The 24,574-nt window shown below is 70.1% G+C and carries 25 protein-coding genes and 1 tRNA gene; 17 read left to right on the forward strand and 9 right to left on the reverse strand.

Annotated elements, in window-relative coordinates; translation table 11 throughout:
- Positions 1 to 102: 102 nt before the first annotated feature.
- A complete protein-coding gene (locus tag PYV02_RS05930) occupies positions 103 to 741 on the reverse strand; it encodes a hypothetical protein (protein WP_275757151.1) in 639 nt (212 codons plus the stop codon).
- A 64-nt stretch (positions 742 to 805) separates the two neighbouring features.
- Between PYV02_RS05930 and PYV02_RS05935 the strand changes: the two genes are divergently transcribed.
- From PYV02_RS05935 to PYV02_RS05955, 5 genes are all read left to right on the forward strand, one after another.
- Entirely contained in the window at positions 806 to 1,339 is a 534-nt protein-coding gene (locus PYV02_RS05935) for a ribose-5-phosphate isomerase (RefSeq protein WP_275757153.1), read from the forward strand.
- A gap of 1 nt (position 1,340) precedes the next feature.
- A complete protein-coding gene (locus PYV02_RS05940; RefSeq protein WP_275757154.1) occupies positions 1,341 to 2,312 on the forward strand; it encodes an Fpg/Nei family DNA glycosylase in 972 nt (323 codons plus the stop codon).
- 24 nt (positions 2,313 to 2,336) lie between these two features.
- On the forward strand, positions 2,337 to 2,957 hold the full coding sequence (locus tag PYV02_RS05945; RefSeq protein ID WP_275757156.1) for an FMN-binding negative transcriptional regulator: 621 nt from the start codon (positions 2,337 to 2,339) through the stop codon (positions 2,955 to 2,957).
- The gene (locus tag PYV02_RS05950; protein WP_275757158.1) at positions 2,944 to 4,341 is read left to right on the forward strand and encodes an amidohydrolase; all 1,398 of its coding nucleotides are present in this window, start codon (positions 2,944 to 2,946) and stop codon (positions 4,339 to 4,341) included. Before PYV02_RS05945 ends, PYV02_RS05950 begins: the two co-directional genes overlap by 14 nt.
- Before the next feature lie 208 nt (positions 4,342 to 4,549).
- Positions 4,550 to 5,452, forward strand: a complete 903-nt coding sequence (locus PYV02_RS05955; protein ID WP_275757160.1) for a DUF559 domain-containing protein — start codon at positions 4,550 to 4,552, stop codon at positions 5,450 to 5,452.
- 121 nt (positions 5,453 to 5,573) lie between these two features.
- On the opposite strand, the gene PYV02_RS05960 is transcribed toward PYV02_RS05955, so the two are convergent.
- A complete protein-coding gene (locus tag PYV02_RS05960) occupies positions 5,574 to 6,062 on the reverse strand; it encodes a Dps family protein (protein WP_275757161.1) in 489 nt (162 codons plus the stop codon).
- 196 nt (positions 6,063 to 6,258) lie between these two features.
- Here PYV02_RS05960 and PYV02_RS05965 point away from each other — a divergent pair, with 196 nt between their 5' ends.
- Entirely contained in the window at positions 6,259 to 7,614 is a 1,356-nt protein-coding gene (locus PYV02_RS05965; RefSeq protein ID WP_275757164.1) for a sensor histidine kinase, read from the forward strand.
- A 45-nt stretch (positions 7,615 to 7,659) separates the two neighbouring features.
- A complete protein-coding gene (locus tag PYV02_RS05970) occupies positions 7,660 to 8,304 on the forward strand; it encodes a response regulator (RefSeq protein ID WP_275757166.1) in 645 nt (214 codons plus the stop codon).
- Between the two features lie 236 nt (positions 8,305 to 8,540).
- Here PYV02_RS05970 and PYV02_RS05975 read toward each other — a convergent pair whose 3' ends face one another.
- Both PYV02_RS05975 and PYV02_RS05980 read right to left on the reverse strand, forming a co-directional pair.
- Positions 8,541 to 12,197: an SCO7613 C-terminal domain-containing membrane protein gene (locus PYV02_RS05975; RefSeq protein WP_275757168.1), complete on the reverse strand. Its 3,657-nt coding sequence runs from the start codon at positions 12,195 to 12,197 to the stop codon at positions 8,541 to 8,543.
- A 65-nt stretch (positions 12,198 to 12,262) separates the two neighbouring features.
- Complete coding sequence (locus PYV02_RS05980; protein WP_275757170.1) at positions 12,263 to 12,454, reverse strand: DUF2510 domain-containing protein; 192 nt, start codon at positions 12,452 to 12,454, stop codon at positions 12,263 to 12,265.
- A gap of 160 nt (positions 12,455 to 12,614) precedes the next feature.
- Here PYV02_RS05980 and PYV02_RS05985 point away from each other — a divergent pair, with 160 nt between their 5' ends.
- From PYV02_RS05985 to PYV02_RS06015, 7 genes are all read left to right on the forward strand, one after another.
- Positions 12,615 to 12,788, forward strand: a complete 174-nt coding sequence (locus PYV02_RS05985) for a hypothetical protein (protein WP_275757172.1) — start codon at positions 12,615 to 12,617, stop codon at positions 12,786 to 12,788.
- 87 nt (positions 12,789 to 12,875) lie between these two features.
- Complete coding sequence (locus tag PYV02_RS05990) at positions 12,876 to 13,208, forward strand: hypothetical protein (RefSeq protein ID WP_275757174.1); 333 nt, start codon at positions 12,876 to 12,878, stop codon at positions 13,206 to 13,208.
- A gap of 214 nt (positions 13,209 to 13,422) precedes the next feature.
- Entirely contained in the window at positions 13,423 to 14,367 is a 945-nt protein-coding gene (locus PYV02_RS05995; protein WP_275757176.1) for a PstS family phosphate ABC transporter substrate-binding protein, read from the forward strand.
- Positions 14,368 to 14,427: 60 nt separating this feature from the next.
- Entirely contained in the window at positions 14,428 to 15,384 is a 957-nt protein-coding gene (pstC, locus tag PYV02_RS06000; protein WP_275757178.1) for a phosphate ABC transporter permease subunit PstC, read from the forward strand.
- Positions 15,384 to 16,298, forward strand: a complete 915-nt coding sequence (gene pstA, locus PYV02_RS06005) for a phosphate ABC transporter permease PstA (RefSeq protein ID WP_275757180.1) — start codon at positions 15,384 to 15,386, stop codon at positions 16,296 to 16,298. Before pstC ends, pstA begins: the two co-directional genes overlap by 1 nt.
- Before the next feature lie 40 nt (positions 16,299 to 16,338).
- Complete coding sequence (pstB, locus tag PYV02_RS06010; protein WP_275757942.1) at positions 16,339 to 17,166, forward strand: phosphate ABC transporter ATP-binding protein PstB; 828 nt, start codon at positions 16,339 to 16,341, stop codon at positions 17,164 to 17,166.
- Positions 17,163 to 17,876: a winged helix-turn-helix domain-containing protein gene (locus tag PYV02_RS06015; RefSeq protein WP_275757182.1), complete on the forward strand. Its 714-nt coding sequence runs from the start codon at positions 17,163 to 17,165 to the stop codon at positions 17,874 to 17,876. The genes pstB and PYV02_RS06015 overlap by 4 nt, the downstream gene beginning before the upstream one ends.
- A 5-nt stretch (positions 17,877 to 17,881) precedes the next feature.
- Here the strand turns inward: PYV02_RS06015 and PYV02_RS06020 are convergent, their stop codons facing one another.
- Both PYV02_RS06020 and PYV02_RS06025 read right to left on the reverse strand, forming a co-directional pair.
- On the reverse strand, positions 17,882 to 18,850 hold the full coding sequence (locus PYV02_RS06020) for an arsenate reductase/protein-tyrosine-phosphatase family protein (protein ID WP_275757184.1): 969 nt from the start codon (positions 18,848 to 18,850) through the stop codon (positions 17,882 to 17,884).
- Positions 18,847 to 19,173 (reverse strand): ArsR/SmtB family transcription factor, encoded by a 327-nt coding sequence (locus PYV02_RS06025; protein WP_275757186.1) that lies wholly within the window; start codon positions 19,171 to 19,173, stop codon positions 18,847 to 18,849. The genes PYV02_RS06020 and PYV02_RS06025 overlap by 4 nt, the downstream gene beginning before the upstream one ends.
- 175 nt (positions 19,174 to 19,348) lie before the next feature.
- On the opposite strand from PYV02_RS06025, the gene PYV02_RS06030 reads away from it, so the two are divergent.
- Complete coding sequence (locus PYV02_RS06030; RefSeq protein ID WP_275757188.1) at positions 19,349 to 20,125, forward strand: hypothetical protein; 777 nt, start codon at positions 19,349 to 19,351, stop codon at positions 20,123 to 20,125.
- Positions 20,126 to 20,173: 48 nt separating this feature from the next.
- On the opposite strand, the gene PYV02_RS06035 is transcribed toward PYV02_RS06030, so the two are convergent.
- Positions 20,174 to 20,773 carry a hypothetical protein gene (locus PYV02_RS06035; RefSeq protein ID WP_275757190.1) on the reverse strand — a complete coding sequence of 200 codons (600 nt, stop codon included), beginning with the start codon at positions 20,771 to 20,773 and terminating at the stop codon, positions 20,174 to 20,176.
- 82 nt (positions 20,774 to 20,855) lie between these two features.
- Between PYV02_RS06035 and PYV02_RS06040 the strand changes: the two genes are divergently transcribed.
- Positions 20,856 to 21,590, forward strand: a complete 735-nt coding sequence (locus PYV02_RS06040) for a hypothetical protein (protein WP_275757192.1) — start codon at positions 20,856 to 20,858, stop codon at positions 21,588 to 21,590.
- 105 nt (positions 21,591 to 21,695) lie between these two features.
- On the opposite strand, the gene PYV02_RS06045 is transcribed toward PYV02_RS06040, so the two are convergent.
- Both PYV02_RS06045 and PYV02_RS06050 read right to left on the reverse strand, forming a co-directional pair.
- On the reverse strand, positions 21,696 to 22,214 hold the full coding sequence (locus tag PYV02_RS06045; RefSeq protein ID WP_275757194.1) for a hypothetical protein: 519 nt from the start codon (positions 22,212 to 22,214) through the stop codon (positions 21,696 to 21,698).
- 246 nt (positions 22,215 to 22,460) lie between these two features.
- Positions 22,461 to 22,531, reverse strand: a tRNA-Gly gene (locus tag PYV02_RS06050).
- Between the two features lie 122 nt (positions 22,532 to 22,653).
- Between PYV02_RS06050 and PYV02_RS06055 the strand changes: the two genes are divergently transcribed.
- Positions 22,654 to 24,546, forward strand: coding sequence for a CASTOR/POLLUX-related putative ion channel (locus PYV02_RS06055; protein WP_275757196.1), 1,893 nt, complete (start codon positions 22,654 to 22,656; stop codon positions 24,544 to 24,546).
- Positions 24,547 to 24,574 lie beyond the last annotated feature (28 nt).

The raw sequence follows: 24,574 nt of genomic DNA on the forward strand, positions 1-24,574 counted from the left end.
GCTGGTTCGTCGGCGGTTCGTGACCGCGTCGATCCAGCTTAGGAGGCGCAGGCCCGCTGAACGATCACCAGGTGGAGCCGCCTCGCTACGAACGCGGGTGCGTCAGTGAACCGGTTGCAGCGTGCGGGTTGCTCCGCGGGTCGGGCGCACCACCGTCTCGACGTCGGTGATCGCGTCCTCCAGCAGGCGCCGCAGACGCGCGTCGGCGTCGTCCACGCAGGCAAGCGCGATGCCGATGACCGCGGTGTGCACGATCGCGTAGGCGGCCCGGTCAGTGTGGCGCACCCGGCGCGCAGTGGCGAGATAGTCGCGAGCCCAGCGCGCCGCGTGCGGTGCCTGCTCGAGGGCGGCATCGGCGATGGCCTCGAGCGCGGGGTCGTCGTCGGCGCGCATGACCAGCCCCAGCATCCCGACCGCGAGCGCCTGCTGCCGCTCGGCGCTGGCGATGGGTAGCGCTTCGGCGGCGGCGCGGAGCGCGATGCGAGCATCCAGTCCCGGCGCATCGCCGTCGAGACCGATCACCCGGTGCACGAGCGGCAGCAGTCGATCGCGCGCGGCGTCGCTCGTCAGGTCGTTGACATCACGGGCGAGCGAGGCCAGCAGGGGATGCGTGCACGCCGGATGATCGCTCCAGCGTTCACCGGCCAGGAACGACGCGAACTCCATGAAGCAGGCGCCCTGTTTCGGAGACCGATGCCGTCCGGCGGAGAGGATCGGTACGAACGACGGTGTGTGCGTCATGAGTGACCTCCTGCAACAAGTGTGCTCCTCGGATCGGCGTGCGCGCCAGACCTAAACTGGCCTCATGCGCATCCACATCGCCACGGATCACGCCGGCCTCGAGTTCTCGGAAGACCTGCAGCAGCACCTGCGGGCCGCCGGTCACGAGGTCGTCGATCACGGGCCGACGAGCTACGACCCGCTCGACGACTACCCGAGCTTCTGCATCAACGCGGCGCTCGCCGTGGTGCGCGACCAGGCCGCGGGCATCGATTGCCTCGGCATCGTGTTCGGCGGCTCCGGCAACGGCGAGCAGATGGCGGCCAACAAGGTGCGGGGCGCCCGCGCCGCGCTGGTGTGGAGCGAGGCGACCGCGCTGCTGGCCCGGCAGCACAACGATGCCAACCTCATCTCGATCGGTGCGCGCCAGCACACCGTCGAGGAGGCCAAGCACTTCATCGACGTCTTCATCGCCGAGCCGTTCTCCGGCGAGGAGCGGCATGCCCGCCGCATCGCGCAGCTCGCCGAGTTCGAGGCCACCGGCCAGATCGCCGGGCACACGATCGACGCGAGCGTCGATCCGATCGGGCATACGTCAGGCCCCGCACGCGGAGCCTGACGTGCCTGAGGGCCACTCCGTCCATCGCATCGCGCGGCAGTTCGCGTTGCACTTCGTGGGCAAGCCGGTCGCGGCATCCTCACCGCAGGGGAGGTTTGCGGCGGGCGCCGAACGCATCGACGGTCACGTGATGACCGAGGCGAAGGCCGTCGGCAAGCAGATGTTCCTCGAGTTCGACAACGGCCTGTGGCTGCGGGTGCACCTCGGCATGTACGGGGCCTGGGACTTCGCCGGTGACATCACCGCCGATGCGACCATGGCATCCGCGAGCGGCCGCATGGGGCAGACCAACCAGAAGGGCACCGTGGTCGGTCAGTTCGAGGACTCGCTCGCCTCGATCGGCGCCCCCCGCCGCACGCGCCTGCGCATGGCCGAGCAGGAGAAGCTCGAGGAGCCCGCCGACACGTTTCCGCCCGAGCCGATCGGTGCCGTGCGGGTGCGCCTGCTGACGGATGCCACGTGCGCCGACCTGCGCGGGCCGACCGCGTGCGAGGTGCTCACCCCCGACGAGGTGCAGGTCGCGATCGACAAGCTCGGTCCCGACCCGCTCGTGGACGACCCGGTGCTCGCCGAGGAGCGTTTTCTCGCGGTGGTGCGGCGCAAGCCCACTCCCATCTGCCTGCTGCTGATGGACCAGTCCGTGGTCAGCGGCATCGGCAACGTGTACCGCGCCGAACTGCTGTTCCGCGCGAGACTGAACCCGTTCATCCCGGGCCGTGATCTACCCGAGGAGACGATCCGCGCGCTGTGGCGCGACTGGGACCACTTGCTGCGCGTGGGCGTGGCGACGGGGCAGATGATGACCATGGACGGGCTCAGCCCGGAGGCCTACGACGGGGCCATGGCATCCCGTTCCGACCGGCACTGGGTCTACCACCGCACCGGGCTGCCCTGCCGGGTGTGCGGCACCCCCATCGCGATGCAGGAGATCGGCGGGCGCAAGCTCTACTGGTGTCCCGTCGACCAGGCCTGAGCCGGGTCGTGTCAGGCTAGGCGAATGCGGCACACTCCGAGCTTTCTGCTGACCGACGAGGCCGAGGTCAAGCGCCTCATCCGTGAGAACCCGTGGGCGACGATCGTCTCGAACACCGCGGCCGGCCTCGTCGCCTCCCACTACCCGGTGCTGCTCGACGAGGCCGAGTCCGACATCGTGATTCTCAGCCACGTCGGACGCCCAGACGAGCAACTGCACGAACTCGGGCAGCACGAGGTGCTCGTGATCATCCAGGGCCCGCACGGCTACATCTCGCCCGGCTGGTACGCGACGAACGAGTTCGTGCCCACCTGGAACCACGTCACCGCGCACCTCTACGGCGTGCCCGAGTTGCTCGGCGAGGAGGAGAACTTTCGCGTGCTCGGTCGGCTCGTCGACCACTTCGAGCAACGGATGCCGCAACCGACGTCACTCGAGCTCGACGAGACGACCGCCCGCCGCGTCGCCAAGGGCACGGTCGGACTGCGATTGAAGGTCACGCGCTTCGACGCTCGCGCCAAGCTCAGCCAGAACAAGGCCCCCGACGTGGTCGCCAGGATCATCGACGAGCTGCAGTCCGGCGAGACCTACGCGAGTCCCGCCCTCGCCCGCGAGATGCGCCGCGTGCACCATGATCCTCGGTAACGCGCGGCTCGGCGACCGGATCGTCGACCTGCGCATCGAGGACGGGCGGATCGCCGAGATCGGTGCGATCGGCACCGGCGACGTCGACCTTGCCGGTCGCTGGGTGATCCCCGGCCTGTGGGACGAGCACGTGCACTTCACCCAGTGGGCGCTCACCTCGCAGCGTGTCGACCTCTCGACCGCGGCATCCGCCGCCGAGGCGGCCGCGATCGTCGGGGCCGCGGGCGGCGAGGGCCTCGTGATCGGGGCGGGATTCCGCGACGGGCTCTGGCCCGACGCGCCGGGTGTCGAGCTGCTGGATGCCGCGACCGGCGCCCTCCCGGCCGTGCTCGTGAGCGCCGACCTGCACTCGGTGTGGCTCAACAGCGCCGCGCTCGAGGTGTACGGCCACCGCGGGCATCCCACCGGTCTGCTCGTGGAGGGCGACGCGTTCGACGTCGAACGCCGCCTCGGCAGCGTGCCGGTCGAGACCGTGGACGGCTGGGCTCGTGCGGCCGCCGCGGCCGCCGCACGTCGGGGCGTCGTCGGCATCGTGGACCTCGAGATGGCCTGGAACCTGGACGAGTGGCTGCGGCGCATCGCCGCCGGGCATGACGACCTGCGGGTGGAGTTCGGCGTCTACACGGACCACCTGGAGCGCGCCATCGCCGAGGGCCTTCGCACCGGCCGGCGCATCGACGCGCTGCTGACGATGGGCCGGTTCAAGGTGCTCACCGACGGGTCGCTGAACACCCGCACCGCCTACATCCACGGCGACTACGACGACGGATCGCACGGCATGCTCACGGTGCCGCCGGAACGGCTCGTGCCGCTCATGCGTACCGCGAGCGCCGCCGGCATCGATCCGACCGTGCACGCCATCGGCGACCACGCCAACACGCTCGCGCTCGACGCCTTCCAGCGCGTGGGATGCCCCGGCCGCATCGAGCACGCCCAGCTGCTGAGCCGCGCCGACCTGCCGCGCTTCGCCGAGCTCGGCGTCGAGGTGAGCGTGCAGCCCGAGCACCTGCTCGACGATCGGGACGTCGCCGAGCGCTACTGGCCGGGCGCCACGGATCGGGCCTATCCGTTCCGCAGCCTGCTCGACGCCGGCGCGCGGCTGCGGTTCGGGTCGGATGCCCCGGTCTCCCCGCTCGACCCGTGGCTCGGCATCGCGGCCGCGGTGGGGCGTTCACGCGGCGGACGGCAGCCGTGGCATCCCGAGCAGCGCATCACCAACGCCGAAGCGCTCGCGGCATCGGCGCGCACGCGCGTCGCGGTGGGGGAGCCGGCCGACCTCGCGGTGACCGAACGCGACCCCATCGCCGCCGATGCCGAGGCGCTGCGCACCATGCCGGTGGCGGCGACCATGCTCGGCGGGCGGTTCACGCACACCACGCTCTGAGCGGCCCCCGCTGCCCCCCGCGCCGCGCCGCGCCCGCGCTGCCCCCGCGCCGCGCCCGCTGCCCGCCCCGCGCCCGCGCCGGCGCGCGCTGCCCGCGAGGTCGCCACGTCTGCCGCTTCTGCTCCTCAACAAGCGGCAGAAGTGGCGAACTCGACGGAGATCAGGGGCCGGCCGGACGGGATGACCCGGGCGCCTTCACGATGGACGGGTGCGACCATCCCCGCTGCCGACAGCCCTGCGGGGCATCCCGTTCACCGTGGGGGCGGCCGTCGAGGCCGGGGCCACGCTGCGCAGGGTACGCGCCCAGGATCTCGAGCGGTCGACCTGGGGTGTGCGACGATTCGGCCGGGCGGCCACCATCGCCGATCGCTGCGAACTGCTCGCGACCAGGCTCAGGGATGACGCCTTCTTCAGTCACACCACCGCCGCGCTGCTGTTCGGGGTGCCGTTGCCGCCCGCGTTCGAGGGCGAACGCGACCTGCACGTCGCCATGACGGCCGCGCTTCCGACGCCCCACGCTCGAGGTATCCGTGGACATCGCCTGACGGTGAGCGCCGACGAGGTAGTGACGCACGAGCGCGTACGCTGCACGAGCGCGGCGCGCACCTGGTGCGATCTCGGCGGGATGCTGGATCTGGACGACCTCGTGGCCGCCGGCGATTTTCTGCTGCACTGGCGGTCGCCGCTCGTGGCCGAGGCGCAACTGCGCGAACAGGTGCGTCGGTTCGGCAGCGGTCGAGGGGCACGCAGACTGCGCGAGGCGCTCCCGCTCCTGAGCTCCCGTTCGGAGTCGCGACCCGAGTCGAAGGCCCGAGTGCTCGTGGTCACGTCCGGGCTTCCGGTGCCAAGCGTCAACCATTCGCTCATCGACACGGAAACAGGGCGCGAACTTCGGCCAGATCTCATGTTCGTCGACTGCCGCGTGATCGTCGAGTATCAGGGTGAGCATCACCGCTCGCGGCAGCAGTGGCGGCGAGACATGACGAGGCGGGCCGAACTCGAAGCCCGGGGCTGGTATGTGATGGAGATCAACGCCGACGATCTGCGCGACGGCGCCGCGTTCGTCAGTCGTCTCGAGACGGTGCTGCGCCGCCGCGGATGGCGTGGCTGAGCGTGCGCGCTGCTCCAGCACGCGAGTTCGCCACTTCTGCCGCGTGCTGGATGGACGAGGCGGCAGAAGTGGCGAACTCGGCGGGCGGCTGCTCGGCGGGCGGGCTGCCCGGCGCGGGGTGCTACTTCGTCGCGACGTGCGCGAAGAGGAACCAGCGATCCTTCTCGAGGCCGCGCGCGATCTCGATGGCAACATCCTGGCTCACCGGGTCGAGCTCCGCGAGCTCGGTCACCGCGGTGCGCACCGTGACGAGGGTGGCGTCGATCGCGGCGATGACCTCGGTGATCACCTGGTCGGAGCGCTGGAAGCCCGCCGTCATCTTCGGCGTGGTGGCCTTCGAACCGACGGTCTGGATGCGGGCGTCGATGGGCAACCCGAGGGCGACGACGCGCTCGGCGGCCGTGTCGGCGTAGTCGCGGGCGTTGGCGACGACCACGTCGAGCAGCTCGTGCACGGCCTGGAAGTTCTCGCCGCGCACGTGCCAGTGCGCCTGCTTGCCGTCGACGGAGAGCGCGGTGAGGTCGGTGACCACCGGACCGAGGAACTGCGCAACGCCCGAGGTCACGTCCGGGTCTGCCGAGGTCTGGGGGACTGCCTTGACTTCACTCATGTGTTGTACTCCTTCTTCCGTCGGGTTCAACGCTACAAGCGGCGGGGAATTCCGCAACAGAGGGTTGACTCACCGAAGCCGGGGGTTACCCCCACCCGGGATCGGTGAGTCCGCCGGATGGGATGCCGGCCGCGCGCCCGCGAGGCTCGATGCAGGCCCGCGAGTGCGGCATCCTGAATCAACGAAGGAGAGCACCATGACCACCGAGATCACCGCCGCTCCCGGCCGCGGCTATGGCGCGCTGTGGCGCACCATGCCGCGCGAGCTCGCCTACCTGCTCCTGAGTTTCCCGGTGGCCGTCATCGGCTTGAGCGTGACGTGGGGGCTGTTCGGGGCCGGGGTGGGCACGATCGTCACCTTCTTCATCGGCGTGGTGCTGATCATCGCCTGTCTCTATGTGGCTCGCGGTTTCGGCACGGTGGACGTGGCGCTGCTCGGCTGGGCCGGCCGCCCGGAGATCCCACGACCGGACTGGCAGGATGCCACGGCCCGCACCGGCTTCTTCGGCTGGCTGCGTGCCGTGCTGGGCAACGGTCACTACTGGCTCTATCTACTACACACCATGCTGCTGGCCTTCATCGCCTCCGTCGTCACGTTCACGATCACCGTCACCTGGGTCGCCATCGCGCTCGGCGGGCTCACCTCGTGGATCTGGACCCTCTTCCTGCCGGACGGCGATCGGGACTTCTTCCTCTCCCAGTGGCTGTTCGACCGCTTGGGGTGGACCCTCGGCATCGACCCGCTCGCCGGCGACGTGCTGCTGCAGGCGCTGCTCGGGCTCGTGTTCCTGCTGACGCTGCCGTTCGTCACCCGCGGGCTCACCTGGCTGCACTGGGCGATCGGCCGCGGCGTGCTCGGCGCGTGGCGCTCCGAGCACCTCGAACGCGAGGTCGTGACGCTCAGCGAGCAGCGCGGCGCGGCCCAGTCCGCGGAGGGACACTCGCTGCGTCGGCTCGAGCGGGATATCCATGACGGTCCGCAGCAGCGTCTGGTGCGCCTGCAGATGGACCTCGCGGCGGCGGAGCGTCAGCTCGACGCCGACCCCGAGAAGGCCCGGGGTCTCATCGCGGAGGCCATGCAGCAGTCGAAGGACGCGCTGGAGGAACTGCGCGCGCTCTCGCGCGGGTTCGCGCCGCCGATCCTGCTCGACCGCGGTCTGGTCGCCGCGCTCGAGTCGGCGGCCGCGAGGGCCACCGTGCCGACCCGCGTCGTGAGCGAGCTGCCCGAGGGTGTCGAACTGCCGCAGGAACTGGAGCGCAACGCCTACTTCGTCGCGAGTGAGGCCCTGGCCAATGCCGCGAAGCATTCCGGGGCCACCGATGTGGAGATCCGCGTGTCGCAGCGGGTCGACGAGCGCACCTGGCTGGATGTCACGGTCACCGACAACGGCGCAGGCGGGGCGCAGGCCCAGCCCGGCCACGGCATCGCGGGGCTGGAGGAGCGGCTGCGCGGACTCGGCGGCGCCCTCGAGGTGCTCTCGCCGGAGGGCGGGCCCACCGTGGTGACGGCGCACCTGCCGATCACGGCGGCGGGGGCATCCTCGGTCTCGTAGGGCCGCTGGTCTCGCCGGCGCCGCGGGGTCTCCTATCCTGGGGGCATGCTGCGCGTGGTGGTCGTCGACGATTCGGTGCTGCTGCGCGAGGGACTCGTGCGCGTGCTCGACGAGGCCGGTGTCGAGGTGGTCGGCAGCTTCGGCGACGGCGAGGCGATGCTCGCGAACCTCGAGGCGCTGCACCCGGATCTGGTCGTGCTCGATGTGCGGATGCCGCCCACCTTTCGCGACGAGGGCGTGCGCGCCGCGATCCGGGCCCGCGAGCTCGTGCCGGGGGTCGGCATCCTGCTGCTCTCGCAGTATGTGGAGGTCGCCTACGCGCAGGAGCTGCTGTCGTCGGGCAGCGGCGGCATCGGATACCTGCTGAAGGACCGCGTCGCATCCCTCGCCGAGCTGCAGGACGCGGTCGAGCGCATCGCCGGCGGGGGCACGGTGCTCGACCCGGAGGTGGTCGCCCAGCTGCTGGGGCGCCGCAACGACCCGCTGGCACAGCTCACGCCGCGTGAGCGGGAGGTGCTGGGGCTCATGGCGGAGGGCCGCACGAACGCGGCGATCGCCGCCCAGCTCGTGATCGGCACGGGCGCGGTGGAGAAGAACGTGACCTCGATCTTTCAGAAGCTCGGTCTCGAGGACTCCGGCACCGACCACCGCCGCGTGCTCGCCGTGCTCACCTGGTTGCAGCGCGACTGAGTCTCAGCGCTCGCCGGCCCGAGGGCGGCGGAGCTCCTGGGCAGACTCGCGATATGAAGGATCGTCCTTCACAACGCGAACGTGGTGGGGCGAACGGGGCGGGGCGAACGCCCGCCGGGGGAGCGCCGCGGGGCGAATGCCCGCAGGGGCGAGCGTCGCGGGGCGAACGCCGCCGGGGGAGCGCCGCGGGGCGACCCGCGCGGGCGGCGGTCGCGGTGCGCCCCCTCGCGTCCTCCTCAGCGCAGCGCGGTGAAGCGCGTCGCGATCGCGGTGAGGTTGCGGATGCGGCGCTCGATCGTGAAGCCGAGGAACAGGATGATCGCCCCGCCCACGACCGCCCACACCCACCACGGGGTCGCCTCATAGATCACCCGCAGTTGCGGCGCGAAAGTGCGGATCGCGTGCACGAGCACCACCGCGGAACCGATCGCGAGCGGAGCCTGCAGTCGTGCGAGCGCACCGACCACGATGGTCGCCACGCACACGAGTCCGAGCGCGACGAGGCGCCAGAGCGCGCCGTCGGTGAACGTCGCGACCAGCGACGGCAGCAGCAGCACGAGCAGTCCGGGCGCCAGCCACGCCCAGCTGCGTGCCGCCGGCACCCGTCGCAGGTGCACGGCACCCGCCGCGAGCAACGCCGCGGCCACGGGCAGGGTCGCGCCCTCGAGGGGGTCGACGACGTCCCGCGCGATCACGATGGCGGCGGCGACGGCGGCGAGTGCGATCGCGAGCCAGGCGATGGCGGGGGTGAACGGCATCCGTGCGATCACGACCGCGACGAGGTGGGCGAGACCGAGCACGACGAGCAGCACGACCGCCCGCGTCGCTCCGAGCGGGTCGGGTGCCATCGCGACGAGTTCGACCACGGTGACCACCACCAGCGCGAGCCCCAGCACGACCTGGGCGAGGATCGCGCGGATCCGTCCGTCGCGTCGGGTCTGCGCCGCGGCGGCGACGATGAGCACTACGAGCGCGCAGGCCAGCCACACGTCGATGGCGAGATCGTTGCGCTCGCCGCGGGCGAGCATCCCGGCGGTGCGGGAGAGCGCCGCGAGCAGCACGCCGACGCTTCCGGCGATGGCCGCGACATCGAGGTAGGGGCGAAGCGCGGGGGAGCCGGCCGCGAGCGAGCCGAGCACCGCGAGGAACGCGGCGACCGCCATCACGATCACGGTGCGGGTCGGTTCGCCCTCCCGAGCGTCGGCGGCCAGTGGCAGGATCGCCACGAGCAGACCGGCGAGTGCGATGAACGGCGCGGTGCGGCTCGGCCGCGGGCGCGCCGCACGCCAGTCGAGCACCGCGATCACCAGCAGGGCGCCGGCCAGCGGCAGCACGAAGGCTTCGAGACGCTGCACGTGGGCATCGAGCAGCCCCCGCCACAGCCCCGCGGTCGCCAGGGCCAGGGACGCCCAACCCAGGTACTTGCGCGGTGACTGGGAGCCGAAGAGTCCGTCCCGCGAGATCGCGACGAGCAGTGCCGTGACCGCGGCGAACAGCAGCACGAGCCACGCGGCATCCGGGTCGGCGACCAGACTCCAGCCGATCGCGGCGCCGGCGATCACCCCGGCGCCGATGTCGCGCGCGGGGCGCAGCGCGGGCCGCACCGCGAGGGATGCCGCGGCGACCAGCAGCGCCGCCGTCGCCGGTGCGAGCGCGACCACGCTCTCGTGCAGACCGGCGAGACGGGCGAGCGCGTGCAGCGCCAGCGCGGCCGCGGGAGCCAGGGCGAGGGATGCCGCGACCCGCTCGACCGGCATGCCCGCCGTGCGCGGCACCGCAGCCCAGACGGCGAGCACCCCGACGAGGCCCGCACCGAGCAGCGCGGAGGCCAGCGGATCCGGCACCACGAGCGCCGGCGGAGCCGACGCCAACAACCAGGTGGCCGGCGCGGTCACTGCGATCGCGGCGGCGCTCGCCCAGAACGCGACGCGCGCGTCGAGCACGCTCGCGAGGCGTCCGCGCAGCACGACGGCGAGGGCGAGCACGACGATCGCGGTGGCGAGCACGGCGTGCACCGCCTCCGCGGCCCGTCCGGTGCCGTCGAGGAGCAGCTCGTCGGCGCGCCATGCGCCGGCACCCGTCGCGACGCCGAGCAGCACGAGCGCGACGCCGAGCAGCACCGCACGGGCACCCTCGAGCTGCACGGCTTGACGGGCGGCCAGCAGGGCGGCGATCGCGACGAGCGAGCCGATCCACCAGGTGTCGGCACCGGCCCACGACGCGGCGTAGCCGAGGGCGAGGGCGATGCCGCCGACGACGGCGAGCAGCACTCGCACGCCCACCGTCCACACGCGCGCGGCGATCAGCAGGGTGACGGCGACCACCGCGATCAGCAGCCAGCCTGCGACGACGGCCCACAGCATCCCGCTCAGCGGCACGGCGACCAGCAGCACGCCGGCCGCCGCCCACAGCACGGCGAGCCGTCGGGTCGCGAGCGTGCGCGAGAGCGCCCACGCCGCGGCGGCCGCACCGACCACGATCGTCAGCGCCACGACCGCCGACCACTGCCCGGTCGCTGCGGTGAACGGCGTGTCGGCGGGCAGGCTCCAGACCCCGGAGGAGAGCGGCAGCACGGCGAGTTCGATCGCGCCGATGCCGGCCGTGGCGAGCGAGGGGAGCGCAATGAGCCCGCCGACGACCAGCGAGGTCCAGGTCGCGGCGAGCGCCGCGGGTCGAGCCGGCGTTCCGGCGGTGCGGCGCAGCACCGCCTCGAGGGCGAGTGCGACGACGGCGGCCGCGACCACGGGGGCGACCCGAACGAAGGGGGAGTCATCCGCCCGCACCGCCATCGACAGTACGGCGACGGATGCCGCGGCCGCCCCGACCGCGCCCACCACAGCACCGAGCACCCGCGGGCCGCCCGTGCGCACGATCACCGCGACCTGCACCAGGGCCAGCGCCGCGACGATGCCGAGCCCGATCGCGGCCGCCCACTCGGCGTCGGGCCGCAGTGCGAAGGCCGTGCCCGCGGCACCGACGAGCCCGACCGCGCCGAAGCTCAGGGCGAGCACCCGTTCCGGGGTGTGGCCGGGGCCCAAGCGCGCGGCCACCACGTGCGCCAGGCCGCCGATCGCGGCTCCCACGAACCCCGCGTAGACGCGATCGGCGGTGTCGAGCGGTTCGGTGAGACCGGCGATGAGGAAGGCGAGCCCGGGCGCGACGGCGGCGAAGCCGACCATGCTGGGCACCCGTAGGCCGGAGAGCCGGTGCCAGAGCACGAAGCCGACCGAGGAGGCGAGCAGGGTGACGCCCCAATAGGTGAGGCCATCGGCGCCCGACGCCCCGAACAGATCGTTGGCGCGCACGGCGAAGGCGTCGAGGTAGACGAGCACGACCGCGAGTGCGGCGATCGCCTCCGCCGTCGCCCCCAGCCGGCGGCGTCGCAGCAGGGATGCCCCCACGAACGCGGCCACGGTGACGGCGGCGATGATCACCGAGCGCCACACCAGGCCGAACGTGATGAACGCGTAGACCAGGAAGAAGATCGCGCCGACCGCCAGCAGCGAAACGCCGACGATCAGCAGCACCACCTGCACGCCGAGGTGGCGGCGCGGGGCGGCGGCGGTCGCCGGGGACGGCGCGGACGGCGCCGGAACGGTGGGCGCGGGCGCGACGGGTGCGACCGGCGGGGCCGCCACGGTGGTGGCGGGGGCGGCCGCCGGAGCCGGAGCCGCCGCCGACTGCGTGCGGATGCGCTCGATGATCTCGATCCGGCGACGCAGCAGGCCCGCGGCATCCGTCGAGACCGTCGCGAGCTCGACCGCAGCGGGATGCGCGAGGTTCAGCCCGCATGCAGCGCACGTCGTGCTGCGCAGCGGGGTGAAGCACGCGGGGCAGCGCGTGGTGTCGGTGAGGTCGTCGAACCCGCGAGGAAAGGTGGGCGTGGGCGGCATGCGCCTCAGGCTAGCGGGGCGCACACCCCATCGGTCGATGCCGCGTCAGGAGTGTGGATGAATCCTCAGACGTAGTCGTGCTGACGCGTGACGCTGAGGTCGTCCGAGTAGCCGTAGGTCGGCTGCAGGTCCGGGTGCGGAAACTCGGTGCGCTGCGTCCAGTTGGTGCCATCCCACCAGCGCACCTTCGCGGAGTCGGCGGGGTCGGGATACCAGCCGAACGGTGCGAGCTGGGCGTCATCGGTGTGCGAAGACATCAGAACGGTCCTGAGATGCCCTGCCGTGGGGCGGTTGGGTAACGGCGTGGCGGCCCACCGGTGGGGGCCCGTGCGGGTCCGGTGTCCTCACTGTAGGGGACCGGTCTTGTACCCCGGCATCCCCAAGTCGGGGGTGGCCGGGTGGCGGTAGAGTGGGCGCGTGAAGATCATCGGATTCATCGCTGCGCTCGTCTTCTTCCTGGTCGGCATCTACGTGCTCGGCCTCGCGTTCCAGGTCGTCGGCTACGAGACGGTCGTCTTCATCGGCGGCATCCTGCTGATCTCGATCGGTGTCGCGATCCCGATGCACCTGATGAAGCGCATCGACGCCTGACCCCTCGCGGGGGCGCATCGCTTCACCGCCGACGTGCCCCCTGTCAACCCGTGTCGGGTGCTGCCCGGGCTTCGTAACGTGGGCAGGGTGAAGCGCATCATCTACGCAGAGACGTCCTGGCTCATCGGCGACGCCGCAGCAGACACCGTGCTCGAATACGCGGTGGAGCTCGCTCGTCACGACTCCGCGGCGGCGATCGATCTTGTGGTGCTGGATGCCGCGGGCGCGGAGCAGACCGTGCGCTTCCTGATCGGTCCCTCCACCATGATGATGGCCGAGAGCACCGGCTCCGCCTTCCCGGAGCCCGACAACTCCGTCGCGGTCGCGGACATGCGCGAGCGCGTCGAGGCGATGGTGCATCCGCCCAACGCGGCGGCCTCGCGCGAACGCGAGTCGATGGACTACTTCGGGGATCTGTAGCGGCCGGACGGTCACTCGCTGCGCGACGCGGGGTCGCGTTCCTCCGGCCTGCCCCCGAGCGGTGTCGTATAGAGGATCGTCTATATCAATGCTACGGTCAGATTCCGTTCATCCGTCGTTCATATAGACGATCTTCTATGTGTACGTCAGCCCTTGCTGGCGCACACATTCCGAAGGTGGCGGCATCATGCCGCCGAAGAAGGGAACACGCACCGTGTCCAAGAAGATTGGCAAGGCGGCCGCGCTGACGGCGACGATCGCCGCTGCGGCTCTGCTCCTGTCCGCCTGTGGCGGCCAGACGACCCCGGCGGAGGGCGAAGGCCTCTCGGGCGCCGTCACCGCCGACGGCTCGTCGACCGTCGCTCCGCTGACCGAGGCGGCGGCCGACCAGTTCCGCAGCGTCGAGGCCGGCGTCAACGTGACCGTCGCGACCTCCGGCACCGGTGGTGGCTTCAAGGCGTTCTGCGCCGGTGAGACCGACATCTCCGACGCCTCGCGTCCGATCAAGGACGAGGAAGCGGCCGAGTGCGAGGCCAACGGCATCGAGTACACCGAGATCGTGATCGCGAACGACGGCCTCGCGGTCGTCATCAACCCCGAGAACGACTGGGCCGACGAACTGACCGTCGAGCAGCTCAACAAGATCTGGGCCCCCGAGTCTGAGGGCGTCGTCATGAGCTGGGCCGATGTCGACCCGTCGTTCCCCGACGTGCCGCTCGCGCTCTTCGGTGCCGGCACCGACTCGGGCACGTTCGACTACTTCACCGACGCCATCAACGGCGAAGAGGGTGCGATCCGCGCCGACTACAGCCCGTCCGAGGATGACAACATCACCGTTCAGGGTGTCGCTGGCGCCGAGGGCGGCATCGGCTTCTTCGGCCTGAGCTACGCCGAGGAGAACGCGGACGTCGTCAAGACGGTCACGGTTGACGGCGTGCTGCCGACGGTCGAGACGGTGCAGGACGGCACGTACACGCCGCTCGCCCGCCCGCTGTTCATCTACGTCGCCAACGCCTCGTACACCGACAAGGCGCAGGTCAAGGCGTTCGTCGACTACTACGTCGCGAACGCGGTGGCCATCGCCGAGGTGGCGCTCTTCGTGCCGCTGACCGAGGAGCAGGTCACGCTCGCCGCTGACGAGCTCGCGACCCTCGGCTAGTTCGACGCAACACACCACGCTGGCCACCACACTCACCAGGAATCAGGAAACCAAGACCCGATGAGCACAGTCGCCAGCACGGGAGGTCCGGCCACCAGGTCGGACCTCCCGGTCCCCTCCGCCCACTTCGTGGGCAAGCCTCGCTACGGCGAGTTCGTGATCCGCCTGATCCTGCGCGTCGCCGCAGCCATCACGGTCGTGACGACCATCGGCATCCTGATCGCCCTCGCGGTCCCCTCCATCGGCTTCTTCGCCGAGGTGCCGGTGTTCGAGTTTCTGTTCGGCACCCGCTGGGCACCACGATTCGCGGATGCCTCGTTCGGTGTCATCCCGCTGGTCACCGCCACCGCGTGGACGACCGTGCTCGCGCTCCTGGTGGCCGTGCCGCTCGGCCTCGGTGCCGCGATCTTCCTCGCCGAATACGCGAGCTCTCGGTTGCGCAAGATCCTCAAGCCGTTGCTCGAGATCCTCGCCGGCGTGCCGACGGTGGTCTACGGATACTTCGCCCTCCAGTTCGTGCAGTCCACGGTGTTCCGCGAGTGGCTGCAGCTGCCCACCGGCGCGTTCAGCGTGCTCGCCGCTGGCCTCGTCATGGGCGTCATGATCGTGCCGACGATCGCCTCGATCTCCGAAGACGCGATGTCCGCCGTGCCGCAGGCAATGCGCCAGGGCTCGGCCGCGCTCGGCGCCAACCGCATGCAGACCACGCTGCGTGTCGTCTTCCCAGCCGCGCTTTCCGGCATCGTCGCCGCGATCGTGCTCGGCATCTCCCGAGCCGTCGGCGAGACGATGATCGTCGCGATCGCCGCAGGCAACCAGGCGCGCATCGTCACCAACCCGCTCGAGCAGGGCCAGACCATGACCGGCTTCATCGCCAACGCCGCCCTCGGCGACTCTCGGGTCGGTTCGCTCGAGTACGACACGCTCTTCGCGGTCGGCCTGCTGCTCTTCCTCATCACGCTGCTGATCAACTTCATCAGCATCCGCTTCGTCCGCCGCTTCCGGGAGATCTACTGATGAGCACGATCGGCAGGACCATCGCCGGCACCATCCGGCCGGAACGTCCCCTCGCGTCGGGGCGCAACGGCGAGCGCCGCCCGCTCTCGCTGATCTTCCTCATGCTGCTCTGGCTGAGTCTGCTGATCGCCTTCGGCGTGCTCGTCACCCTCGTGATCACGATCATCATCGACGGGCAGGGGCAGTTCAGCTGGCGCCTGTTCACCGAGTTCCCCGCCTCCGACCCCGACCGGGCCGGTGCGCGCCCTGCGATCCTCGGCTCGGCGTGGGTGATCGGCACCACGGCGGTGATGACCATCCCGCTGGGTGTGGCGGCGGCGGTGCACCTCGAGGAGTTCGCGGACAAGAAGAACTGGTTCAACCGCATGATCGAGCTGAACGTGCAGAACCTGGCGGCCGTGCCATCCATCGTCTATGGCCTGCTCGCGCTCGCCTTCCTCACCATGCTCGGCGTGCGGGACAAGAACATCGTCATCGCCGGCGCGCTCGCGCTCTCGCTGCTGATCCTGCCGGTGATCATCATCTCCACCCGCGAAGCGTTGCGGGCGGTGCCGCAGGACATCAGGCAGGGTTCGCTCGCGCTCGGCGCAACGCAGTGGCAGACCACCTGGCGCCAGACACTGCCGTCGGCGGTGCCCGGCATCGCGACCGGCTCGATCCTCGCCCTCTCCCGTGCCCTCGGCGAGGCGGCCCCACTGCTCGTGCTCGGCGCGCTCGTGTTCGTCAGCTTCGACCCCAACGGCCTGCTGAGCGGCTACACGACCCTGCCCATCCAGATCTTCAACTGGACCGGCCGCCCCCAAGAGGGCTTCCACCAGCTCGCGGCCGCCGCCAGCGTGCTGTTGCTCGGTCTGCTCGTGATCATGAACGGGCTCGCTATCTACATCCGCAACCGATACCAGAAACGGTGGTAACCCGATGACCGACACGACCGAGAGCGCCTCGGCGCCCACGATGCACCTGCGGGCGCGCGCGGACGACGGGTTTCTGCCGGACGAGCCCCGCGGCATCCTGCAGGTCGAGAACGTGGATGTGTACTACGGCAGCTTCCGCGCCGTCACCGACGTGAACCTCAAGTTCGGCCTCAACGAGATCACCGCGCTCATCGGCCCCTCGGGGTGCGGCAAGTCCACGCTGCTGCGTTCGCTCAACCGCATGAACGACCTCGTCGACGGCGCACGCGTTGAAGGCAAGGTGCTGTTCCAGGGCGAGGACATGTACGGGCCGAAGGTCGACCCTATCGAGGTGCGGCGGCGCATCGGCATGGTGTTCCAGAAGCCGAACCCGTTCCCGAAGTCGATCTACGACAACATCGCCTACGGCCCGCGGGTCACCGGCATGCGGGTGTCGAACATGGACGACCTCGTCGAGGAGGCGCTCACCAAGGCCGCCCTCTGGAACGAGGTGAAGGACAAGCTCAAGCAGTCCGCCTACGGGCTTTCCGGCGGTCAGCAGCAGCGCCTGTGCATCGCCCGCACCATCGCGGTGAAGCCCGACGTGATCCTCATGGACGAGCCCTGCTCGGCCCTCGACCCGATCGCGACCACCCGCATCGAAGACCTCATGCACGACCTGCGCCAGGACTACACGATCGTGATCGTCACGCACAACATGCAGCAGGCCGCGCGGGTGGCCGACCGCACCGCGTTCTTCACTGCGCTCGCCGACGAAGGCACGGGCGACCGCACCGGCGTGCTCGTCGAGTTCGGCAAGACCACGCAGATCTTCGAGCACCCCGTCGACCAGCGCACCGAGGACTACATCTCCGGCAGGTTCGGGTGAGTCTCGCGGTCGCGGTTCCCGTGCCGGTGGGGTCGGTGCGCATCATCGCGGTGGGGATGCAGTCGCACCTCGCGCGCGGATCCGCGGCCGAGTACCGTCAACGCGGCCTGTGCCTGGTCAGCAGGCCCACCGCCGCGACCGCGCTGAGCGAGATCGGCAAGGAGCCCGGCTCCGTCGTGCTCGTGCCCAGCGACATCCCCGACTTCCCGCTGCTCGACTTCATCGACGTGGTGAGCACGCTCGCGCACACCCCGCTGATCCTCGGCATCGTGCCCGGCGTCGACCGCGCCCTCGTCGGTGCCGCGCTGCAGCGCGGCGTGCAGACCACGGTCTCGCTGCCGGTGACCGCGATGCGCCTCGCCGCCGCCGCGCGCACCGTCGCGCCGGCCGAGGGGGAGGCGCCCGAGATGCTCACCTGCGGCGAACTCACCCTCGACGGCGGTCGCTACCAGGTGCTCTGGCACGGCCGCGACGTGCACCTGCCGCCGCAGCAGTTCGAGATCCTTCGGCACCTGATGCGCAGCCAGCCGGGGGTGGTCACCACGCGCGAGCTCGTCGCCGCGTTCGCCGACGGGCACGCCCTCGACTCCGCGACGCGCGTGCGGGTCGCGATCGGCCGCATCCGCTCCCGCCTGGCACTCGTGGCACCGGGCGCGCGCTCGCCGATCGAGACCGTGCACAAGATCGGATACCGGGTGCGGGCCGACTGAGCCGTTCAGACCGCCGGAACGAGTCGCATCTCGTCGATGAGCCGCAGCACGCGATCACGGATCTCGTCCCGAATGCGGCGCTGCTCGTCCAGGGGCAGGCCCAGCGGGTCGTCGAGCTCCCAGTCCATGTAGCGGCGGCCGGGGTAGATCGGGCACGCGTCGCCGCAGCCCATCGTCACCACGAAGTCCGCCGCCTGCACCACCTCGTCGGTCAGTGGTTTCGGAAACTCCGCCGCGATCGGCACGCCGATCTCGTCGAGCACGTTCACGATGTCCGGATGCACCACCGACGCCGGGGCGGACCCCGCCGTGCGCACGTGCACGCGGTCGCCGGCGAGATGCCGTAGCAGCGCCGACGCGATCTGCGAGCGGCCCGCGTTCTGCACGCACACGAACAGCACCTCGGGGGTGCCGCGCAGCACCAGGCCCTCCGCGGTCGCGAGCGCGGTGAGGCGGTCCGTCGCGAACCGGGTGGTGAGGGATGCCAGGTGCTGCGTCACCTTCGCCCGCTCGGCCAGCAGGGCGTAGCTCTCGGCCACGTAGCGCGTGACGGTCTCCGCGGAGAACACGGAGTGAAAGCGGTAGGCCAGGTCGCGGGCGATGGTCGCCGCGATCGGCGGCAGCTCGTCCGCGCTCACCGCGCGCGGCGGCGTGGGCGGGGTCGCGGGTGCCGGCGCCACCAGCCGGCCGAACCGCACCCAGGCGTCGGCGGTGAGCTGCGGGCGGTCGAGCGCGTCCTCGGAGACCAGCCCCGCATCCTGCAGCTCGGCGATCGCGCGGGTCACCTCGGTGTCGGCGGTCTCGAGCAGGGCGGCGATCCGGTCGACCGCGAGCGACTCGCCGCTCGTCGCGATCGCGCTCAGCACCCGCAGTCGCACGGGGTCGGTGAGCACCGCGATCTGGCGTGCGCGCTGGGCCGCCGATGCGGCATCCAGGGGCAGCCCGATCGCGCGCGGCGCCTGGTGGGCGTTCACCGCAGCAGGTCCAGGATGCCGTCGCGGCGGTCGGGCGCGATCGACAGCCACACGTACTTGCCGCGCGACTGACGCACCAGCAACCCGTCGTCGGACATGATGCGCACGTGATGCGTCACGGTCGGCTGGGAGAGCCCGAGCGCCACCGCAAGATCGCCGATCGTCGCCTCGCCCGCGGGCGACCCCGCGATCATGCTGAGCAGCTGCAGCCGGGTGGGGTCGGCGACCGCGCGAAGCGTGCGTGCGCGCTCCTCGGCGACACTGCGCTCCAGCGGCCCACCCGCGACCTCGTGCGGAGCGTCGCGTCGAGCGTGGGCGGCCATGCGGAGAGTGTAACCGGCCTGCCTAGCCGCCGAGCTGTGGGGGAGGGGGTCATGACGCCCGTTGCCATCGAGTTCGCCAGTTCTGTCGCCTCGAGCGCGCCAGAAGCGGCAGAACTGGCGAACTCGGCGAGTCCCGAGCGGGCAGCAAGCGATGCCGCGGCAATAGGCTGGGAACATGAGGTCTGCTCGGCTGGGTGCAGCGATGCTCGTGGGGGCGGTCGTGGCATCCCTCGCCGGATGCGCGCCGCCCGGCGACCTGCTCGCCCGCCAGCTCGCGGAGCGCGTGATCATCGGCATCGGCGACGACATCACGCCGCCGTACCCGACGCCGCGCGAGGCCGACTTCCTCGCCGCCTGGGCGGTGGATGACCCGCGCCTCCCGCACGCGCCCGGCGCCGACTACGTGGTGGAGGCGCTGTCGTGGCAGGGCAACTCGGGCGACGAGACGGGCGCGCGCATCGAGTTGCGGATCACCGTCGACCTGCGCGCGAGTGGCGGCGGGTTCGGCGACCGAAGGGTGCCCGAGGGGCACGCCGTGCGGTGCTGGCAGCTGACCGTGTTCGGCCTGCACGACTACGACAGCCTGCGGCAGCAGGAGATCGGATGCCCCACCACCCCCGCGCCGCCGCCACCCACCCCCGCGCCGATCCCGGACTTCCCCGACGACGTCGACGGCCTTCTCGCCCAGGCGATCACCGGCGCGACCGCAGCGAACATCGACGAGCGGGTGCGCGAGGCGTTCCCGGAGGACTACTACTCGATCGAGTCGCAGTCGCACGAGGGCGAGCTGGCCGTGGCCCTCGGCATCCCCGCGGAGTCGGAGTGCGCGGTCGGAGTGGTGCACGCCGACGGGTCCGTTGAGGTGCTGCGTGGCTGGAAGCGCGAGCTGCTGCAACCGGGGGAGATGGGATGCTCGCCGCGCCTGTACTTCTTCCCGGTGGTGACGCACTGAGCGTATCGGGCGGGCGGATGCTCCTCCCCGCGCATCACGCCGGGAGCCTCAACCGCAGTCGCCCGCGTCGAGCAGTCGCTCGATCGCGGGGGCGACGAGATCCTCAAGTTCCGCCTGGTCGAGTTCATTCGTGTAGGAGATCGACAGGGCCTCGAGGCCGAGGTCGCCGCACGTGATCAGCATGCTCGAGAACACGTAGTCGCCCAGGTCGTCGCTCGCGTGACTCTGGTACGCGAACGAGTCGTCGCCGACCGGGGTGATCATCGCCCCGTGAAGCACCTCGCCAGATTCGGGTGCACACGGCGCGAGCGCCTGACGCAGCGCCTCGATGTTCGCGGCAGCGTCGCCGTCGAGGCGCTTGACGACGAGTGCGACACTCTCGTCCGGTCGGTTCAGGAACTGGGATGCATGGGCGACCGTCTCGAGGTCCGGCCAATCGAACGCGGCGCCCGTGCAGTCGGTGGTTGAACCGTCGACCGGACCCTCGTCGGGAACCACGATCCAGCCTGCAGCCTCATTGTCGGTGACCAGGATCGCGGCGAGCTCGGCATTGGCACCAGCGGTCGCGGGGTCCTCCGCGGCCGCGCACCCCGTGATGGTGAGTGTGGTCAGGGCGCCGATGAGCAGGAGAGATCTCGAGAGTTTCACATCACGATCTTGGCGATGTCCTGTGCGGTGGCTGTGCTCCTGGGTGACCCAGTGCGTCGGAGGGGTGCGGCAGAATCTGTCCATGGCGCAGGTTCAGGACGGACTAAATCAGACGCAGGCGTTCGCGCTGATCTTCGAGACCACGTCCACGCGGAATCTGTTGGGGTATGGCCTATGGGCTCTGCGCAACGCGCGGTTCTGGGAGACGACACGCGACCCGATCCTCACCATGCTGTCGATCGGTGTCGAAAAGCTGTTGAAGATGTCGCTCGGGTTGACGCACGTCGCGGAGCAAGCCGAGTGGCCGCCGCTAGCGAAGTTTCGGGATACTTGGCGACACAACATCGTCAGCATGCATGACGACCTCATGCAGGCGATCCGACGCCGACTGCCGGAGGCGACCCATCCCGCTTATGTGGAGTCTCAACTGGTCGAAGTCGAGGCCGACCCGGTGCTCCCCGTGCTCATGGCCGCGCTCTCTCGCTACGGGCAGAGCGGGCGGTTTTACTACCTTGATGAACTCGCGCTCAGTCCGCAGACGGGTGAGGACCCGAGTCATATGTGGAGCGAAGCCGAGAACGTGGCGCTGCGCCTCGACCCGGTCATGAAGGCGAAGTTTGAAGCAGCGTCTGGTTCTGCCCCGGACGTGTTCGACGCATTCATCCATGAGTTGGAGGCGCGCATGGCCGAGTCCATCGAGCGCTGGTGGGATGTGATTGCTCTCGCGGGCAAACACGGCATCCTCGGTGAGCGCGGGAAGGCATGGGGGTTCGATGTCGAGAAGTCGATGGTCGGTCGCCAAGTCCGCGAGAACTAACTCCACTTCCACGCACTGCGTTGACGGTCGAGCAGCGTCGAGAACGTATGCCGCTGCGATGAACCCACCCCACCACAGGAGCACAACGTGTCCTGGGCGCGACAGCTAGACGTCGGTTTGGATTCCTCGGAGGGCAATCTCTGGGAGCGTGGCGAAGTCTCTCTGGATGTCGTACATCCTGGCGCGCAGATCGGCTAGAGCCTTCACCGTCAGGCGAGGTCCGCCCAGTCTCGCCACGCCGCCCTCATCGAGGGTGTAGTTGACATTCGTTGGAAGCCACTCCACTCCGTCGGATTGGTCCACAAGGGTCCCGTGGAATAGCTTGTTGCGATCCTCACGCACTAGCTTCACCGCTTTCAGCCACGTCCTTATTGGCTCGGACACTGTGGGATCGCGATGTTTCAGCAAGGTGAGCGTGATGTCGGACATGGTGTCACCCGTCAGCCGTCGAACCAAGACCGTAGCGGCAGGCTCGTCTAGCTCGACCACCCCCAGAAAGACACGAGATACGTAGAATTCGACTCGAGACCACGCGACGAGGAGCCGTCCAAGGCTTGCTTCGATCTCTAGCCACCGCGCCTCATAGTCCCCGTGAGAGCTCGCAGCGTTGTTCTCGTCGGTCATGACCACTCCGTCCTTCAGCATTGGAAGAGTACTTAGGATCCCGAAGCGCGTGCGCTCGAACACAGGCGAGGGTGTCTTCACGCGAATGCCAGCGGGCAATTGTCCGGAGGGGATGACGGGAATCCCCTACTGAGCCGCCGCCAGGTCGCTTCGCGCCCCGGCGGACTGCTCAGCGGGGGCCCATTCGATTCACGTGCCGATAACGCGAGAGAGCGACCGCCCTTCGGACGGCCGCTCTCTCGCGTGAGGGGATGACGGGAATCGAACCCGCGTAATCAGTTTGGAAGACTGAGGCTCTACCATTGAGCTACATCCCCGGGGGCATCCTTCGGATACACCGTCTAGCAGTGTACCGGGCCGATGCCGGAGCCACTAACGGGCGCGGGCGCGGCACCACTACGATTCGGTGAGCACAGTCGCGTCCAGTCAGGGGAACCCGTTGAACAAGCCCACCTTCGCAGAGCGTTTCCGCTACTGGTTCGACTCCTGGATGTCGAAGGGCACCGCCGCGCTGATGGCGCTGCTCGGTCTCGCCACCCTCGTGTTCGTGGCGCTGCTCGGCGCGATCACCGTCGTCGTGCTGCTGCTGACGCGCGAGCGCGACGCGCCGCAGATCAGCGACGCGAACAGCGTGTGGGACATCTTCTGGGGCAGCCTCATGCGCACCCTCGACCCCGGCACCATGGGCGGTGACGGGGGATGGTTCTTCCGCATCCTCATGCTCGTCGTCACCATCGGCGGCCTCATCATCGTCGCGAGCCTCATCGGCATCGTCTCCGGCGCGTTCGACGCCAAGGTGGAGGAGCTGCGCAAGGGCCGCTCCAAGGTGCTCGAGACCGACCACACGCTGATCCTGGGCTGGAGCACCAAGGTGTTCCCGATCATCCACGAGCTCGTCATCGCCAACGAGTCCCGCGGCAAGGCCGCGATCGTCATCCTCGCCGACAAGGACAAGGTGGAGATGGAGGACGAGATCCGCGCCGAGGTCGGCAAGACCGGCAAGACGAAGATCATCTGCCGCACCGGCGACCCGATGAACCTCACCGACCTGGAACTCGGCAATCCGCACACGGCGCGCAGCATCATCCTGCTCGCCCCCGAAGGCAGCCCAGACCCGGACGCCGACGTGATCAAGACCGCGCTCGCCGTCACCAACAACCCGCAGCGCAAGGCCGGCAAGTACCACATCGTGGGGGAGCTCGACCACGACTCGAGCCTCGAGGCGGCGCGACTGGTGGGCAAGCAGGAGGCGCACTGGGTGGTCGGCAACGACGTGATCGGGCGCATGGCGGTGCAGAGCTGCAGGCAGTCGGGCCTCAGCGTGGTCTACCAGGAGCTGCTCGACTTCGACGGCGACGAGATCTACTTCACCGAGCAGCCGGGCCTCGTCGGCAAGAGCTACTTCGAGGCGCAGCTCGCCTTCGCCGACTCCACGGTGATCGGCCTCGTGCAGGGCGGCGGCGTGCACCTCAACCCGCAGGCCGAGACGGTCTACGCCGCCGGCGATCAGCTCATCGTGATCGCCGCGGACGACAGCACCATCCGCACCGCTGCACCCGGGACTCCGGATGCCGCAGCCCTCAGCACCGCGCCCGTGCCGGCACCACACCCCGAGTCGACCCTCGTGCTCGGCTACAACTCGGGCCTGGCCGGCATGCTCGCCGAGCTCGACCAGTACGTGCCGAAGGGATCCTCCGTCAGCGTGCTCGCCGACGTGGAGCAGCCCGCCTTCCCGACGTTCGCGAACTTCGAGCTGACCTTCCGGCGGGGGGATGCCACGAGCCGGGCCCTGCTCGACGAGCTCGACGTGGCATCCTTCGACCACATCATCGTGCTCGCCTACCGCGAGACCCTCGACTACCAGCGCGCGGACGGCAAGACCCTCGTCACCCTGCTGCAGTTGCGCGACATCGAAGACCGCACGGGCCGCGACCTGAACATCGTCAGCGAGATGCTCGACGACCGCAACCGGGAGCTGGCCGAGGTGACCAATGCCGACGACTTCATCGTCAGCGACAAGCTCATCAGTCTGCTGCTGAGCCAGATCTCCGAGAACGAGCAGATCACGCAGGTGTTCGACGAGCTGTTCTCCTCCAAGGGCAGCGAGATCTACCTCAACCCCGCCGAGTTGTACGTGGCGCCCGGGGCATCCGTCGACTTCTACACGGTGCTCGAGGCGGCCCGGCGCCGGGGCGAGACCGCGATCGGCTACCGCGTGATCGCCGACCAGCGGGATGCCTCGAAGGCCTACGGTGTCGCCGTCAACCCGCAGAAGGCCGCCTCGATCGCGTTCGCTCCGGGCGACAAGGTGATCGTGCTCGCAGAGGGCTAGACTTACCGAGGCCATTTTTCGGGCCTGA

The organism is Antiquaquibacter metalliresistens (assembly GCF_029211225.1).
Classification (GTDB): domain Bacteria; phylum Actinomycetota; class Actinomycetes; order Actinomycetales; family Microbacteriaceae; genus Rhodoglobus; species Rhodoglobus metalliresistens.

What these genes read in the sequence shown, in the direction of transcription:
- PYV02_RS05930 (WP_275757151.1), bottom strand. Translation starts at nt 741, where the DNA reads ATGACGCACACACCGTCGTTCGTACCGATCCTCTCCGCCGGACGGCAT.
- PYV02_RS05935 (WP_275757153.1), top strand. Translation starts at nt 806, where the DNA reads ATGCGCATCCACATCGCCACGGATCACGCCGGCCTCGAGTTCTCGGAA.
- PYV02_RS05945 (WP_275757156.1), top strand. Translation starts at nt 2,337, where the DNA reads ATGCGGCACACTCCGAGCTTTCTGCTGACCGACGAGGCCGAGGTCAAG.
- PYV02_RS05950 (WP_275757158.1), top strand. Translation starts at nt 2,944, where the DNA reads ATGATCCTCGGTAACGCGCGGCTCGGCGACCGGATCGTCGACCTGCGC.
- PYV02_RS05960 (WP_275757161.1), bottom strand. Translation starts at nt 6,062, where the DNA reads ATGAGTGAAGTCAAGGCAGTCCCCCAGACCTCGGCAGACCCGGACGTG.
- PYV02_RS05965 (WP_275757164.1), top strand. Translation starts at nt 6,259, where the DNA reads ATGACCACCGAGATCACCGCCGCTCCCGGCCGCGGCTATGGCGCGCTG.
- PYV02_RS05970 (WP_275757166.1), top strand. Translation starts at nt 7,660, where the DNA reads ATGCTGCGCGTGGTGGTCGTCGACGATTCGGTGCTGCTGCGCGAGGGA.
- PYV02_RS05975 (WP_275757168.1), bottom strand. Translation starts at nt 12,197, where the DNA reads ATGCCGCCCACGCCCACCTTTCCTCGCGGGTTCGACGACCTCACCGAC.
- PYV02_RS05980 (WP_275757170.1), bottom strand. Translation starts at nt 12,454, where the DNA reads ATGTCTTCGCACACCGATGACGCCCAGCTCGCACCGTTCGGCTGGTAT.
- pstC (WP_275757178.1), top strand. Translation starts at nt 14,428, where the DNA reads ATGAGCACAGTCGCCAGCACGGGAGGTCCGGCCACCAGGTCGGACCTC.
- pstA (WP_275757180.1), top strand. Translation starts at nt 15,384, where the DNA reads ATGAGCACGATCGGCAGGACCATCGCCGGCACCATCCGGCCGGAACGT.
- pstB (WP_275757942.1), top strand. Translation starts at nt 16,339, where the DNA reads ATGCACCTGCGGGCGCGCGCGGACGACGGGTTTCTGCCGGACGAGCCC.
- PYV02_RS06025 (WP_275757186.1), bottom strand. Translation starts at nt 19,173, where the DNA reads ATGGCCGCCCACGCTCGACGCGACGCTCCGCACGAGGTCGCGGGTGGG.
- PYV02_RS06030 (WP_275757188.1), top strand. Translation starts at nt 19,349, where the DNA reads ATGAGGTCTGCTCGGCTGGGTGCAGCGATGCTCGTGGGGGCGGTCGTG.
- PYV02_RS06040 (WP_275757192.1), top strand. Translation starts at nt 20,856, where the DNA reads ATGGCGCAGGTTCAGGACGGACTAAATCAGACGCAGGCGTTCGCGCTG.
- PYV02_RS06045 (WP_275757194.1), bottom strand. Translation starts at nt 22,214, where the DNA reads ATGACCGACGAGAACAACGCTGCGAGCTCTCACGGGGACTATGAGGCG.